This window comes from Paenilisteria newyorkensis (assembly GCF_000766145.1).
GTDB classification, from domain to species: Bacteria; Bacillota; Bacilli; order Lactobacillales; family Listeriaceae; genus Listeria_A; species Listeria_A newyorkensis.
On the sequence record NZ_JNFB01000001.1, the window covers coordinates 23,808 to 39,581 of the forward strand.

Annotated in this window: 13 protein-coding genes and 6 tRNA genes; 12 read left to right on the forward strand and 7 right to left on the reverse strand. The window is 41.2% G+C overall.

Features of this window, described 5'->3' with window-relative positions:
- Positions 1–239: 239 nt before the first annotated feature.
- From EP58_RS00110 to EP58_RS00135, 5 genes are all read left to right on the forward strand, one after another.
- Positions 240–1,286: an alpha/beta hydrolase gene (locus EP58_RS00110; protein ID WP_036088780.1), complete on the forward strand. Its 1,047-nt coding sequence runs from the start codon at positions 240–242 to the stop codon at positions 1,284–1,286.
- An 84-nt stretch (positions 1,287–1,370) separates the two neighbouring features.
- Positions 1,371–2,060: a response regulator transcription factor gene (locus tag EP58_RS00115; protein WP_036088782.1), complete on the forward strand. Its 690-nt coding sequence runs from the start codon at positions 1,371–1,373 to the stop codon at positions 2,058–2,060.
- 627 nt (positions 2,061–2,687) lie between these two features.
- Positions 2,688–3,608: an ABC transporter ATP-binding protein gene (locus EP58_RS00125; RefSeq protein ID WP_036088785.1), complete on the forward strand. Its 921-nt coding sequence runs from the start codon at positions 2,688–2,690 to the stop codon at positions 3,606–3,608.
- Positions 3,605–4,402, forward strand: a complete 798-nt coding sequence (locus EP58_RS00130) for an ABC-2 family transporter permease (protein ID WP_036088787.1) — start codon at positions 3,605–3,607, stop codon at positions 4,400–4,402. Before EP58_RS00125 ends, EP58_RS00130 begins: the two co-directional genes overlap by 4 nt.
- A 36-nt stretch (positions 4,403–4,438) precedes the next feature.
- Positions 4,439–5,323, forward strand: a complete 885-nt coding sequence (locus tag EP58_RS00135) for a sensor histidine kinase (protein ID WP_052171318.1) — start codon at positions 4,439–4,441, stop codon at positions 5,321–5,323.
- 61 nt (positions 5,324–5,384) lie between these two features.
- Here EP58_RS00135 and EP58_RS00140 read toward each other — a convergent pair whose 3' ends face one another.
- Positions 5,385–6,509, reverse strand: coding sequence for an AI-2E family transporter (locus EP58_RS00140; RefSeq protein WP_036088790.1), 1,125 nt, complete (start codon positions 6,507–6,509; stop codon positions 5,385–5,387).
- Between the two features lie 181 nt (positions 6,510–6,690).
- On the opposite strand from EP58_RS00140, the gene EP58_RS00145 reads away from it, so the two are divergent.
- On the forward strand, positions 6,691–7,083 hold the full coding sequence (locus EP58_RS00145) for a GntR family transcriptional regulator (RefSeq protein ID WP_036088793.1): 393 nt from the start codon (positions 6,691–6,693) through the stop codon (positions 7,081–7,083).
- Positions 7,083–8,186 carry a DUF1648 domain-containing protein gene (locus tag EP58_RS00150; RefSeq protein WP_036088796.1) on the forward strand — a complete coding sequence of 368 codons (1,104 nt, stop codon included), beginning with the start codon at positions 7,083–7,085 and terminating at the stop codon, positions 8,184–8,186. The genes EP58_RS00145 and EP58_RS00150 overlap by 1 nt, the downstream gene beginning before the upstream one ends.
- Positions 8,187–8,236: 50 nt before the next feature.
- Here EP58_RS00150 and EP58_RS00155 read toward each other — a convergent pair.
- From EP58_RS00155 to EP58_RS00180, 6 genes are all read right to left on the reverse strand, one after another.
- Positions 8,237–8,309, reverse strand: a tRNA-Lys gene (locus EP58_RS00155).
- A 6-nt stretch (positions 8,310–8,315) separates the two neighbouring features.
- Positions 8,316–8,390: transfer RNA gene (locus tag EP58_RS00160), tRNA-Gln, on the reverse strand.
- 6 nt (positions 8,391–8,396) lie between these two features.
- Positions 8,397–8,480, reverse strand: a tRNA-Tyr gene (locus EP58_RS00165).
- Between the two features lie 8 nt (positions 8,481–8,488).
- Positions 8,489–8,562 (reverse strand) — tRNA-Thr (locus EP58_RS00170).
- Positions 8,563–8,623: 61 nt separating this feature from the next.
- Positions 8,624–8,699, reverse strand: a tRNA-Val gene (locus tag EP58_RS00175).
- A gap of 72 nt (positions 8,700–8,771) precedes the next feature.
- Positions 8,772–8,843: transfer RNA gene (locus EP58_RS00180), tRNA-Glu, on the reverse strand.
- Between the two features lie 322 nt (positions 8,844–9,165).
- Between EP58_RS00180 and EP58_RS00185 the strand changes: the two genes are divergently transcribed.
- The 5 genes from EP58_RS00185 (at position 9,166) to EP58_RS00205 (ending at position 15,738) form a co-directional block, all read left to right on the forward strand.
- Positions 9,166–10,989 carry an APC family permease gene (locus tag EP58_RS00185; protein WP_036088798.1) on the forward strand — a complete coding sequence of 608 codons (1,824 nt, stop codon included), beginning with the start codon at positions 9,166–9,168 and terminating at the stop codon, positions 10,987–10,989.
- Between the two features lie 365 nt (positions 10,990–11,354).
- Entirely contained in the window at positions 11,355–12,254 is a 900-nt protein-coding gene (locus tag EP58_RS00190) for an arginase family protein (protein WP_036088800.1), read from the forward strand.
- Positions 12,255–12,487: 233 nt separating this feature from the next.
- Positions 12,488–12,730 carry a hypothetical protein gene (locus tag EP58_RS00195; RefSeq protein ID WP_052164781.1) on the forward strand — a complete coding sequence of 81 codons (243 nt, stop codon included), beginning with the start codon at positions 12,488–12,490 and terminating at the stop codon, positions 12,728–12,730.
- 156 nt (positions 12,731–12,886) lie between these two features.
- A complete protein-coding gene (locus EP58_RS00200) occupies positions 12,887–13,852 on the forward strand; it encodes a LacI family DNA-binding transcriptional regulator (protein WP_036088803.1) in 966 nt (321 codons plus the stop codon).
- Positions 13,853–13,986: 134 nt separating this feature from the next.
- A complete protein-coding gene (locus EP58_RS00205; RefSeq protein WP_036088806.1) occupies positions 13,987–15,738 on the forward strand; it encodes a glycoside hydrolase family 13 protein in 1,752 nt (583 codons plus the stop codon).
- Positions 15,739–15,774: the final 36 nt, after the last annotated feature.

The following is a 15,774-nucleotide window of genomic DNA, read 5'->3' on the forward strand; positions in this document are numbered from 1 at the left end:
CTACATCCCCTTTTATTAATAAATATACATTTCGATAAAACTAATAATACCATCATACGAATGTTATTTCAACTATTTTATTTATTATTATTCATAAAAATGATTAAATATCCATAAAAATAAAAGCGAAATCGCATCAACTTGCGCGTTTTCCTAGCCTACAAATTGGTTAAAATTTTTCAAAACTGCTATACTTATAAGGTGAATGACCTGAGATTATTTTGGAGGAGTGAGCGTAATTGAAACAGACATTGAAATGGATTGGTATTGTTTTAGTCAGTATCGTATTGTTACCGCTAGTTGCTATTTTCTTCATCTACAAGAAGGCAACCGGTAAACGGGAGTACGATCCAAAGGTTCTTGACAATCTAGAAGAAGCAGCACAAGATTATGTGAAAAAGACAGCACCATTATCGGATGTAGATTCGCGTTATAAGTACATCCGCCTAGCTGAAAAAGCACTTCCAGCAGCAAAAAATATCGAAGTTGGCGAAATTGAAAATAAGAAAATTGATGGCCCAGGTGGCAAAATTAGTCTTCGTATTTATTCACCAGAAGCAGACGGCCCGTATCCTTTAATGGTATATTTCCACGGTGGCGGCTTTGTAACGGGTAGCGTGCAGTCAACAGATGGCATTGCCCGTAAATTAGTCCAAACAACAGGATATCGCGTGATTTCGGTTGATTACCGCTTAGCACCAGAAAATCCATTCCCAGCAGCGATTGAAGACGCCTATGCGACGGTCGCTTGGGTTTCGAAGCATTTAACAAGTTTACGTGCGAAATCAAAGGATATCGTTGTAGCAGGGGACAGCGCTGGCGGGAACATCGCGGCAGTTGTTGCCCAATTAGCGAAGTCAAAAGGAACACCGAACATCTCGAAACAAATTTTGCTGTATCCGCCTGTTGATATTTTCTCACGGGATGCGTCCGTGCTTTATCCGTCGATGGATGAGTTTGCGGAAGGTTATGTTTTGACGAAAGAATCATTGGATAAATATTTCAAACTCTACTTATCTGGTGCGGGCGATCGTAAATATGATCCACTTGTTGCGCCAATTCGTCATAAAGACGTTTCTGATTTACCAGCAGCATTTGTAGCGACGGCTGAATACGACCCATTGCGCGATCAAGGCGAGGCGTATGCGGAGAAATTAAAAGATGCCGGCGTGCCAGTTTACGCGAAACGTTTGGAGAAGGTACCACATGGCTTCATGAGTACACCTTCTGCGGCAACGGATGAGACGTACGAATTGATCAGCGAATTTTTACAAGAGAAATTATAAGCGACGAAAAAGGTAGCGATCTTGGATTGCTATCTTTTTTTGCGATTTTGAGCTACTATGGATAAAAAGAAGGAGCGTGAGATTATGAGCTTAGGAAAAATTTTGATTGCAGAGGACGATAATGATATTAACCATCTGATTTCAGACGTGTTGACGCGCGAAGGCTATACCGTTACGCAAGCATTTTCAGGGACAGAGGCAAAATTGTATTGGAACAGTGAAACGTTTGACTTGTTGCTGTGCGACTTGATGTTGCCAGGGCTAACTGGTGAGGAATTGGTGGCGGAAATTACAGCGAAGCAAAACGCGGCGATTATCGTGATTTCGGCTAAAAACACGGTGATGGATAAAGTGGATTTGTTGAAATTAGGAGCTAGCGATTACATGACAAAGCCGTTTGATATTGAAGAATTAGTGGCGCGCGTGGAGGTTCAGTTGCGAAAAGCGAATGTTGCGTCGCTGGGTGACAAGGACGATGCGCTGGTTTGGAATGGTTTATCGTTGTCGGAAGATCGTTATAGCGCCCAGGTTGATGGTGTGGATGTTCGTTTGACTGCTCGCGAGTTTGGAATTTTGCAATTGTTACTTAGTAATCCGAGCAAGGTTTTCACGAAAGAGAACATTTTTGCGTCTGTGTGGGGTGAGACGGAGTTTATTGATGAGAATACGGTGAATGTACATATGAGTAATATTCGTGGGAAATTGGGAAAAGTAGCGCCGGATCGCGAGTTTGTGGAGACAGTTTGGGGGATTGGGTTTAAAATGAAAAATTGAAAGAGCTAAAGGAAGGCAGTTTCATTCCACTGCATATGGAGGTTCTAAAAAGGCAAACGACGCTTTTTAGGACCACAACAAAGCAGGATCCTAAGGCGGGGAACGTGATGTAACGTATGGAGATGTATACTCACTGACGTTCCTATACATCTGATTATATAAGAGAAGACTGAGCGGGGGACACCGTTCGGTTTTTTCGTTTGGTTTGGAGGAACATACGATTTTAGAGATTGGTGGGGCGTCATACTCGGCGCCTCCGGATCCAGCTTCAACGGCCAGACCCTCGAAATTTTCGTGACCTCCGCAAAAACCAAGTGCGGGTTTTTACTGCGCCCCCTATGTTGTGGCTCTTATAAGGCATCACTTGCCGATTTAGAGCCTCAATACGAGTGCGAACAGAGTGAGCATTCGTTCCTTGCATTCTGTCGAGGCTAAACGGGCCGTTTCAGCTTTGTTGTGGTTCTTATGAGGCATCACCTGCCGATTTAGAACCTCAATATGCATGAGAACGCAGTGAGCATGTAATCCATTTTTCATTCTTAATACTTTCTTAAGCTCCCCTTCACACATCCTTGAGACCTCCTTGTTATAGTTAACCTATCGAAAAGAAAGAAGGGATTGAGCGATATGAGAGAAACGATTTTGGAGACCGCTGCGCTTTCGAAAAAATTTGGGGACAATTATGCGGTGGATCATGTGAATATGACGGTTCAAAAGGGGGATATTTATGGCTTTATTGGTAAAAATGGTGCTGGGAAAACGACTTTTATTCGTCTGGTAACGGATCTAATGCATACGAACGGCGGCGATGTTACGCTGTTTGGCTCGAGTCACCCGAAAGATATTCGCCAGGCTCGGACGCGAATCGGCGCAGTTATTGAAGGCCCGTCTTTATATCCAAACTTAACAGCTTATCAAAACTTAAATTACTATATCCTCCAAAAAGGGATTCCGGATAAAAAACGTATCGATGAAGTGTTAGAATTTGTAGGCTTGGAGAACACCGGACGCAAAAAGTATCGCAATTTTTCCATGGGGATGAAACAACGGCTTGGCATTGCGCTTGCCATCTTACATCATCCGGACTTCTTGATTCTAGACGAACCGATTAACGGACTTGATCCGATGGGCATTATCGAAATTCGAAATATCATTCTAAAATTAAACGAAACGTATGGCACAACAGTCTTCATTTCGAGTCATATTTTGACAGAATTGGCGCTCGTCGCAAACCGTTACGGTATTATCAACAACGGCCGTCTCGTGAAGGAGCTCTCAAAAGAAGATTTAGAATCCGAAAGCAGGCGCTACCTCGTGCTGAAAACAGTGAACAAAGAGGCCGCCGTCATGCACCTAGAAAGCTTCCTAGAATTGCATCAATACGAAGTCCACAGCGACGGCAGCATCCGGATTTTTGATTACATTGATCAACCAGAAAAAGTCAGTCAAGTCATGTTTGACGCAGGAATTATCATTACCGAACTTCGTGTTGTCGAGGCGAATTTGGAAGAATACTTTATTGATTTAATTGGAGGGGAAGACAAATGATAGGATTGATTCGAGCAGATAGTTATCGGTTAACAAAGGGAAAAATGTGGATGCCTTTCGTCACGTTGATGGTGATTGCAGTCGCGGTCGCAGGTTTAATTTACTTAGCCTTAAATGTAGATTGGATTTCCTTAACACAAGACGGAGAAACACTCACAGCGCAAGACAAAGCACTACTTAGCCAAACCTTAACAGGAACTCAAATGACGCAATTGATGCTATCTTTTAGTATCGTCCTAGCCATGGCGTTCATCTCGATTTTCTCCAACCTCTGGAGCATCGAATTCTCAGCTGGCGTTGCGAAAAATGTCCTCGTATCAGGCGTTTCACGTACCACTTTCTACTTCTCAAAATTATTAACAGGCTGGGCGGTCGGCGCCTTGATGCTACTCGTGTATACAGCATCCATCGCGATCTCCTCACAGCTTTTTGTAGGGCATGTCGATTTTGTAACGATATTGCTCGGGATGTTAGCGCAACTCCCACTATACCTAGCGCTAATCACGATTGGATTTTTCATCTTTATCATTATTCCAAAAGAAAGCATCGCAATCGTGACATACATCTTAGCATTTTTATTCATCGAACCGATTATCAGGAACCTAGTCAACGTTTTCCTACCGAAATGGACGATCATCAAAGACATGTTCCTATTCAGCAAAATCAGCACGATGTCCGACCTCTCCGCACTCAGTCAGCACGCGATTACGACCAATATTTTAACCGGTTTAGCGTACATGGCAGTTTTCACAATCCTCGGTTGGATGGTGTTCCGATTTAAAGAAATCAAGTAATATGATAGAATAAAGACGAAGGAAGGAGCGGATAGCATGGTTTACCTCTTAGGCGCCGTAATCGTAGTCTTACTCGGCTGGATATTTCTAATCAAAAAACAACTACGAGCCACATCAGCAAAAATAAAAGATATCGCGACAAGACGAGGTTCCAACGAGCGGCTAACCATGGACATCGCCTCACCAGAAATCAGGCAACTGCTCCTTCACGTCAACGAATTATTAGAAGCCAAGGCAAAAACAGAACGGCAATTCCAGACGCTAAACAAGGAGTTACGCGAGACAATCGAAAACGTCTCCCATGATTTAAGAACGCCGCTAACCTCCTTGTCTGGCTATTTACAACTCATGGACCGCGACACACTCACACCAGAAGAACGCGAGAAATACAGCCTTGTCATCAAAAATAAAATCCAAACCCTAACCGAACTCGTCGAAAATTTCTTCGTGTTATCGAAGTTATCGAGTGACGAAGGGAAGTTGCAACTAGAACCAGTGAATCTATCCGATTTCATGACAGAAGCCGTGGCCTCGTATTATGAAGACTTCTCAAAAAAAGGCGTCACCCCAGAACTGTCAATTGCCTCTGATATACGCGTAAATGCAGATCGAAAAGCATTACAACGCATGGTGGATAATTTTGTTTCGAATATGTTGAAGCACGGCGAAGGCCCTATGCAAATAACGCTGGCGAAGCAAAATGGTAAGGCGGTTCTATCATTTTCCAATCAAGCGAGCCAACTCACAGAGGCAGACGTTCCACGCTTGATTGAGCGATTCTACACAGCTGACCGCGTCCGTAGCGGCAATAACACGGGGTTGGGTCTAGCGATTATCGATTTACTGGCGAAAAAGCTAGGAGCGAGCTTCACAGTCGAATGGAAAGAAGAAGTATTGATGTTTATCGTGATTTTTAAATAAGAAAAGCGCTGAAATCAAGAGTTATCAAAACTCAGATTTCAGCGCTTTTTTAAGATTCCATTTAAACGACAGGTTTCTCACTATTTTCAGCTTCGATTCCTTCGCGCCGCAGTTTTATCAGTCGTGCTAGGTTAACAATTAACGTTTTTGCAAGAGCGTACGTTGGCACACCTAAAATCATGCCGAGAATTCCTGCCAAGTTACCAGCCACAATCAAGATGATAATGATCGTTAGCGGGTGGATGGCGAGCGATTTACCCATGATGTAAGGCGACAACAAGTTCGAGTCGATTTGCTGCACGATTGTCACGACAACAATAACGAGAACTGCTTGTAACGGGGAATCAAACAGGGCAACGATAACAGCCGGAGCCGCCCCGATAAATGGCCCTAAATAAGGAATAATATTCGTCACACCAGCGATTAAACCGAACAACAAAGCATACGGTTCGCCGATAATGAAATACCCAATCATCGTAAAAATACCAACAAACATACAGTCAATCGCTTGGCTTGAAATATACGTGGAGATGGTTTTGTTCATGGCCTTGATAATTTCACGAGCCTCCGTACGAATACCTTGCGGGAAAAATTTCTCGGTCGAATCAAGGAATTTATGCCCATCCTTGAACATGTAGAACAAGATAAATGGCACCGTCACGAGAATCATCACGAAACTGGAGATAAAACCAAAAATTAGGCCCAAGCTCCCAGTTAAACTACCAACAACGGTATTTAAAATTTTCGGAATCGAGATGTTCAGTTTTTCCATCTCCGCTTTAATATCGATGTTTTTAATGTTACTATTCTTCACTAAATTGTCCCACCAATGCTGGAACTGCTCCCAATATTGAGGTGCGGCTTTCACGAGAGAAGCCACTTGATCCGCTAAGATAGGTCCGAGTTGTACGACCGCTAATACTAAAAGCACAATAAAAACAACAAAAATACTCAAGACACTAAGTAAGCGCGGAACCTTCCTTTTTTCCAAAAACAAAACGATTGGGTTGAATAAGTAGAATAAAAAACCAGCAATCATAATTGGCAGGAATAGCGTAGAAACAACCGTTCCGATGGGGGCGAAGATAAAGCTCATCTTATTAAGTACAAATAAAATCGCCACTAACGCCAGAATTTCTAACGTCCAAAAAAATAATTTGGACTCTTTGAAGCGTGATATTTTCATGATAGGTCCCCTCTCTATACTGGATTTGTAAGTAATATTACTGAGCCCAGCGTTTTCCATATGTAGACTATCATTAATAGTACCATTTTCGAACGGAAAAAACCACTCCCATCTGTAACTTGACTTATTTTGTATAGTTGTTATACTATATATATAACAGTTGTAGAAAGAAGGTGCGTAGATGCTACTCCAAATAGATTTGCAGGCCGAAGAACCAATATATACACAAATTATGCATCAAATTATTGAAGGCATCGCCAAGAGAGAACTCAAGCCAGGCGATGATTTGCCGTCCGTGCGCAGTTTGGCGAGCGATATCGGTATAAATTTTCATACGGTAAATAAAGCCTATCAGTTATTGAAGCAAGAAGGCTACATCCTGATTCATCGCCAAAAAGGAGTCGTGATTCATCCTGATGGAGTGGAGAAAGCAACAGAAGCCTTTTATGAAGAATTAAGACGAAAAGTAAGACCGCTCATTGCAGAGTCTATTTCCCGATCTGTCTCCAAAACAGAGTGGGAGGCAATCTGCGCGACTATCTATGAAGAAATTGAACCCGAGGAGGAGCAATAATGGAACTATTAATTTTTATCGCGATGATGCTCTTAGTAACTGTATTACAAGCTGTGACACCCTACGTCATCCGTCGCGGCGAGAGCTTTGGCGTCATGGTAGGTGAGAAAGCAGCCAATAATCCGACATTACGCAAAATGAAGCGGGAATTCTTACAGTGGAATATCGTGGTTGGCGTCATCATAACGATAATCGCGACTGTGCTTTTAGCTATGACATCCAGTGAAAGTGGACAAGCAACCATTTTTATCCTTGCGATTTTTGCTACGCTCATTATTTCGTTTCTGATTTACATGCGTTTTTATAAAGCTTCTCTGATGTGGAAAAGCGAGAATCTGCAAACGAACGAAAGTAAGGCGGACATCGTGATGGTAGATACAACATTCCATCGTCAAAAGCTAACGATTTCTTACGCTTGGTATCTAATTCCGCTCGTTCTGATCTTTATCACAGTAGGTTTGACCATTATTTATTATCAGCAAATTCCAAACCAGATTCCAATGCAATACAATTTTGATAATGAAGTAACGAGAACAGCTGCTAAGAGTTTGCGTACGGCGATGATGATGCCGACGATGCAATTAGTTATGCTAGGGTTATTTATATTTATCAACTATATGATGTCGCGCAGCAAACAAGTCATCGATAACGATAACCCGACAGATTCTATGCGAAGAAGTGTATTATTCAGGCTCATCTACAGTAAATACAATTTCGTCATGTGCCTCTTGCTCATCCTATTATTTATGTTCATCCAATTATCATTTATCTTCGCGATTTCACAAACAGTCATCATGCTTGCGTTAGTCGTGATACTCATCATTATTTTTGGCGGTCTGCTATTCCTAATGGTACGTGTAGGACAAGGCGGCAGTAGATTAAAACTAACAGAAAATGAGCAAAAAGATAAACCAAGACCAGTTCGCGATGACGACGCTAATTGGAAGTTGGGCGTGTTCTACTTCAATCCTAAAGATCCCGCTCTCTTTGTTGAAAAACGTTTTGGTGTTGGTTGGACAATTAACATGGCAAGACCAACTGCTTGGCTTTCCATAGTTGCTATTGTGGGTATTATCATCGTTATCACTATCCTATTTAGCTAAATACAAAAAAGGTAGCAGAAAGTTAAATTCTGCTACCTTTTTTTACTTGATGAGCCGTGATGGGCTCGAACCATCGACCCTCTGATTAAAAGTCAGATGCTCTACCAACTGAGCTAACGGCTCTAAAAATGGCTGGGCTAGCTGGATTCGAACCAACGCGTGACGGAATCAAAATCCGTTGCCTTACCGCTTGGCTATAGCCCAATAAAATGGTGGAGGGGGGCAGATTCGAACTGCCGAACCCGAAGGAGCGGATTTACAGTCCGCCGCGTTTAGCCACTTCGCTACCCCTCCATATAAAATGTCAACTGCAGGAATTGAACCCGCAACCTACTGATTACGATTCAGTTGCTCTCCCAGATTGAGCTAAGTTGGCAAAACAGAAAAACTGCTTGACCGCCCAAGAGAGCTGTTTCCTAGTAACAATTACAGATGAATGGTGGGGGCTAACGGGATCGAACCGCTGACCCTCTGCTTGTAAGGCAGATGCTCTCCCAGCTGAGCTAAGCCCCCATAAATGATACTATTTCATAATATAACATAATTTCTATTTTGACCAGTGTTTTGCTATAAAAATTTAAAAAATGACCCGTACGGGATTCGAACCCGTGTTACCGCCGTGAAAGGGCGGTGTCTTAACCGCTTGACCAACGGGCCATGTGGCTAGCAAATTTACCAGCCGAAAACTATTATATAAAGAGAATGGGTGGTTTGTAAATACTTAAATTAAAGTCTTTTTATTCTGAAAAATAAAAAATAGGTTTCAAGCTTAGAACAAGAAGGGAATAGGGAGATACATTACTTTTTAAATTTTATTTAGATACGCAATTTTTATAGGAGAAATGTAGCTAAATTTAAACGCATTCACTCAGATATACGGATTAAAATAAAAACCTATTTCATTTTAAAATAGCTGTGTTATAATGTGACGTATGGAATTTTTAGAAGAAAAATCTAGTTAAAAAAGGCAGGGAGTAAAATGGGATCTCCATTAAAAAGAATGCTGATTGGAAGGCCGCTTAAGTCATCAGAGGCCGGAGATCAAAAATTAGGTAAACTCAAGGCTTTAGCTGTACTATCATCGGATGCTTTATCTTCGGTAGCCTACGGGACAGAACAAATATTGCTTGTCTTGATAACGGTTGGAGCTACTGCGATGTGGTACTCTTTACCAATTGCGTTATGCGTGTTAGTGCTCTTGTTTGCATTAAGTTTATCGTACCGCCAAATTATATATGCTTATCCACAAGGTGGGGGGGCCTATGTTGTCTCACGCGAAAACATTGGGAAGAATGCTGGCTTGATCGCAGGCGGTTCGTTGTTAGTCGATTATATGTTAACCGTCGCGGTAAGTGTATCTTCTGGAACGGATGCTATTGTTGCGGCTATCCCATCTTTATATCAATTTACTGTACCGTTAGCAATTATACTTGTTATTGTCGTGACCATTATCAATTTACGTGGTGTAACAGAATCTGCTACTATTTTAGCGGTTCCGGTTTACCTGTTCGTATTTTCTATGATTGTTATGATAGTAACAGGACTAGTAAAGCTAGCGTTAGGTCAGGATGTTTCGCATGAGACGGCATCTGTAGGAACCCATGTTTCGGGTGTAACACTTATTTTATTACTTAGAGCTTTTGCTTCTGGATCAGCATCATTGACTGGTATTGAAGCGATTTCGAATGCGGTTCCTCTATTTAAAGATCCAAAGGCGAAAAATGCATCTAGGACTTTAATTATGATGGCATCTATTCTTGGCTTCTTCTTTGTTGGCGTGACATTGTTAGCTTATTTCTATGGTGTAGTGCCTGAACTAAAATCGACGGTGTTATCCCAAATTGCTGAAAATATATTTGGTCGGAATTTCTTTTATTATTTTATTCAAGCAACAACGGCACTTATTTTAGTATTAGCTGCGAACACAGGATTTTCAGCTTTTCCAATGCTTGCTTTTAACCTGTCTAAGGATAAATATATGCCCCGTATGTATCTGGATAAAGGGGATCGACTAGGCTATTCGAATGGTATCATCACCTTAGCATTGGGTTCAATCCTGCTTATCATTCTATTCCAAGGAAAGACAGAATCACTTATACCGCTCTACTCAGTCGGCGTTTTCATTCCTTTCACTTTATCTCAAACAGGTATGATTATTAAATGGGTGAAAGAGAAGCCAGAAGGTTACATGAAAAAACTATCTGCTAACCTCTTAGGCGCACTCATTTCCTTTACGGTACTCATGGTTCTTTTTATCACGAGAATAACGGAAGTGTGGCCGGTGTTTATCTTTATGCCAGCGATGATTTATGTTTTCCACAGAACGCGTAGCCATTATGCAAAATTAGCGCCACAACTACGGATTGATGAGCAAATGGATCTGCCTGCTTTTGAAGGAAATGCCGTTATTATTTGTGTGTCCGATACCACAAAAGTAGTCGAAGGAGCACTTCGCTATGCCAAATCAATTGGAGATACGGTTATCGCTGTTCACGTTTCTCTCGATAAACAAGAAGGAAAAGAATTTGTGGAGAGGTGGAACAGGATACATCCAGAAGTCCGGATTGCAGATTTATATTCGACCTATCGTTCTATCACAGAGCCTTTGATGAAATTTATTGATACAGCACAGCAAAAAGCGAATCAAGATAATTATTCATTAACGGTACTAATACCACAGTTTATTCCTAAAAAAGGATGGCAAAATATATTACACAATCAGACAAGTTTATTGATTCGAACGAAACTGCTATTTAAAAAGGATGTTGTCGTAGCGACGTATCCATATCATTTAAAAGAATAGAAATGGCAAAGAGATGCCACGGTTAAACCTATAAAATTCTGGGGGAACTCCTAGGGATAAAAGGGGGGAGCGTGTCATCTCTTCACCTCACCTATTCTAACAACTCACAACTATACAGAAAGTTTGTACAGGAGGATTAACCCCATCCTAACAAATAAAGCAACAACTGTAAAAACAGTAAAAAATGAATTTGAAACCATTTTTGATCGCAAATTCGGATTTTGTCCTAAGAAGAAAAACGTCTTTTCGTGGCACAAAATGTTGCTAAAATACAAATTTAGCTAGAAATAAAAAGTTTTATATTTTTGAAAAGGCAGTTACTTGTGATAAAATGTAAGATAATATAGATAGAGTAGGTGAATGGGATGAAGAAAATTGGAATCCTCGGTGTGCCTTGGATGTTTCATGAGGATCGCCAAGGAGTAGCTTTAGCACCATATGCAATTAGGTATACAGGTGTTGTGAGTATGTTAGAAAAGTTAATAGACGAGGTTGTAGACTATCATAATATGGCTTTCTTCACCGACATGGAACAAGAAGCCATTTTAAAATCAAAGGATTTGAAAGCGATTACATACAAAGTGAAAGAACTACGGGAAATTGTCGCAGATATGAAAGTGGAGGTAGAGATGCCGATTGTATTCGGTGGGGATCAATTAATATCGCTGAGTTCCATTGCTGGTATGGGAGAAGAAGGCGTGGAGCAAACGGTTATTTGGGTGAATGCGCACGCAGATATGGGACAGGAGTTAAAGCAAGATAATTTGTGTCATAATGTGATGGCGACCGTTGTTGGGAGAGGACCGAAAGAACTTGCGACTATTATGGATCAGCGTTTTGTATCTGGGAATAACGTTTGCATGGTTGGAACAAGGCGAATTGATTACGAGGAATTGCGGGTGATTGAAGAGGAAGGGATTTTTCATTATGAAATGACGATGCTAGATCGAAAGGGATTTGGGATGGTGACAGATGAAATTATGCAGTGGCTGGCTAAGAAAAGCGGAAATGTTCATCTGGTTTTGGATGTGGATGCCATTGATCCAGAGTTCACGCCTGGAACGGATTTTATTTCACAAGGGGGGATTTATTGGCGAGAAATTCGTTACTTTATGAAAAATTTGGCGCTTAGTGATAAAATTAACGCGATGACTTTCGTTGGAATAAACCCATTAAATGATGATAAAAATAAAACATCGCAGTTCGTCGTATCACTGTTAGAGGAATTTTTCCAAGTAAAAAATATGCAAATCGACTATTTTTGAGAGCAAAATAAGTATTACAATTTGTAGACAAATATTTCTTTTATGTAAAGTGCTAAATCAAGCGCAATGAAGATGAGTGATAGCAACGAGTGAGCGAGAAAAGCCATTTTTTATGATGCTGTTAATGTAAGCGTTGTACATGTTGAAAAAAGAGGTTTTTGGGAGTATACTGGAACTAAGATTTAGGTATAAAAGTCTAGTTATAGTATTATGTTTGCAAAGGAGCGCTTGGTGTGGGGGATCATGAGATACGGTATTTTGTTATTCCGATGATTGTTGTTTTTATTCTTGGTATTGCTGCTATTAGTGACCCTGTTTTCCCTGTTGTAGGTTTTCTGGTTGTGGGGCTAATTGCGATTCTAACTGGTACTGTGTGTGGCTGGCTTGTAGTTGGAATTAAATGGTGTGTTCGCTTCTTTCACAATTGGAAAGAACATCGCACTGTAAAAAAAGTTATAACGGTACCAAAAAGGTAAATTACATACATTTGAAGCATTTTTCCTATAGAGAGATGCTTTTTTTGTGGGCAGAATTGCTTTTTGAGCGGAATTACGGGAAATTAAATCACTACCTTTTTGCAAAAAACCTGCTACAATTGAGTTGAGAAGAAGTAGTAGTAAGGGAGGATATGGATGGCTACATTAGCTGATGTTGCGAAAAAAGCAAATGTTTCTAAGATGACTGTATCGCGTGTGATTAATCATCCAGACCAAGTTTCTGATGAGCTGAAACAATTGGTATACAAGTCGATGGAAGAATTGGAGTACGTTCCAAATTATGCAGCTAGAGCACTTGTACAAAATCGAACACAAGTTGTTAAATTTCTAATTTTAGAGGAAATTGATACGGTGGAGCCTTACTACATGAATTTACTAACAGGAATAAGCCGGGAGTTGGATAAGCATTCTTATTCGCTACAATTAGTGACGCAGAAATCTAAGAATATTGGGCCTTATGATGGGTTAATAGTTACAGGAATGCGTGATCGTGAAATTGAAAAAGTGATGGCTGGGCTAGAAAAACCAGTGATTGCTTATGGAGAAAATCGGCGTGACGTAGATGCGATTGATGTGGATAATCGGTTGGGTGCAGAGCTTGCCACGAAGCATGTGTATGAAATCGGGTTTCGTCATATTATTTTTTTTGGCATCAATTTGTTAGAGGAAGAGTTCATGCGCTCTAGGCTTACAGGGTACTCGGAAGTGATGAAGGAGCATGATTTGATAGAAGAGAGTCATTTTATGAAGAATAGTTCACGCATAGCCGAGAAGAAGGCGCTCGATATTTTGAGTAAGGTAAAGGAGCCGATTGCAGTTATTTGTGCGTCTGATCGCATGGCTGTAGGTGTTGTGCGGGCTGCGATGTCTCTTCATAAGCGTTTTGGGGAGGATGTTGCAGTAACAGGGTTTGATGGTGTTTTCTTAGACCGGATTTCCTCACCAAAAATAACGACGGTTCGCTCGCCGGTGATTGAGATGGGAGAAACGTGTGCCCAGTTGTTGTTGAAAAAAATCAATGAGGGCGGCGCAAAACAAGGATCCATCTTGTTCCCACCAGAATTGATTATTAGAGGGTCGACGGTGATTGGGAGAGAGTAGTTTGGAAACTTTAAAAAATAGGAGCGCCCTTTTTTAGAGTTTCATCCTGTTACCGATAACATGCAAAAATTGATTGTAAGTGTTTTCAAAGCGTGCTAACTTGGAGGTAGATATTAAAAGGAGGTTTTTTTGTTATGGAAAAAGCAGCAATTTATCATCAGCCTTTCAGTTCCTATGCGTATGGCTATGATTCACAAACGTTACATATCAAGATTCGCAGCAAGCGAGATGATATCCAAGAGGTGGTGTTAATCGCCGCAGATCCTTATTTGCAAACAGAGGCTGGGTGGGCGTCAGAGGAAACCGCGCTTCGAAAAGTAGCTACAACAGAAGAGCATGATTACTGGTTTGTTGCGATAAAACCAGAGCAACGTAGATTGCAATACGGATTTGTTTTGACGGATACGACTGGAGAAGATACGTTCTATGGTGGTCGCGGTTTCTATGAGAATACGCCTGAAAACCGTGCGATTATGGATTATTATTTCAAATTTCCTTTTCTGCATGAGACGGAGGTTTTCAAGGCCCCTGAATGGGTGAAAGAGACGATTTGGTATCAGATTTTCCCAGAACGATTTGATAATGGAAATCCAGAACTTTCGCCGGCGAACGTGTTACCTTGGGGAAGTAAGGATCCTGGGCGTGATGACTTTTTTGGTGGGGATATTGCTGGGATTATCAATCATTTAGATTATTTGGCGGAGCTTGGAATTAATGGAATCTATTTAACACCAGTGTTTGAGGCGTCGACGAACCATAAGTATGATACGCTGAATTATTTTGAAATTGATCCGCATTTTGGAGATAAGGAGATGTTCCGCAAGTTGGTGCAAGAAGCGCATAAGCGTGGCATTAAGATCATGTTGGATGCGGTTTTCAATCATATTGGGGACAAGTCTCCGGAATGGCAAGATGTGTTGAAAAACGGTGAGAAATCGAAATTTGTTGACTGGTTCCACATTCATTCGTTCCCAGTGACGCCAGGCGAGAATGGGAATATCGAAGGGAAGAATACGCTGTCGTTTGATACATTCGCGTACACGATGAACATGCCAAAATTGAATACAGCGAATCCAGAAGTTCAGAAATATTTATTGGATATCGCGACTTATTGGGTTCGAGAATTTGATATTGATGGTTGGCGTTTGGATGTTGCGAATGAAGTCGATCATGCGTTTTGGAAGCAGTTCAATCAAGCGGTACGTGCAGAAAAAGAGGATATTTACATTCTCGGTGAAATTTGGCATGACTCGTGGTTGTGGCTACTTGGAGATGAGTTCGATTCTGTGATGAACTATCCATTTACGCAGACGATTATTGAAAATTTTGTTGAGGAGCGGATTAAGCCGACGAAAATGGTTTCAGGAATTAGTGAGCAGTTGATGCGCTACCAAGAACAGGTGAATCATGTCATGTTTAATATGCTTGATTCCCATGATACGGCACGCTTGTTGACGCGTTGTGAAGGGGATAAAGATAAGGCAAAAATGGCGCTTGCTTTCATGTTTGCTCACACAGGTTCGCCGTGTATTTATTATGGTACGGAGATTGGGATGGATGGCGCTGATGACCCGCTGTGCCGTAAATGTATGGAATGGGATGAAACGAAGCAAGACCAAGAGATGCTCGCCTTCATGAAAAAATTAATAGCGTTCCGTAAAACGAATCAGAAAACGTTGACTTACGGCGATTTAGTTTGGCATATTGTTGATGATGAAAATCGAATAGTTGCTTTTTCAAGAACGCTAGATGACAAGCGGTTGACGTTTATTTTTAATCAAGGTAGTGAGGCTAAAACGATTCAAAAAGCGGATGTGGGAATCACGAAAGAAGCTACTCAAGGCATAGAAGTTGCAGCGAATTCATTTGCTATTTTAGAAGACTAAGAAGAATATGGCTATATGTGTGGGATGTGCGTTGAA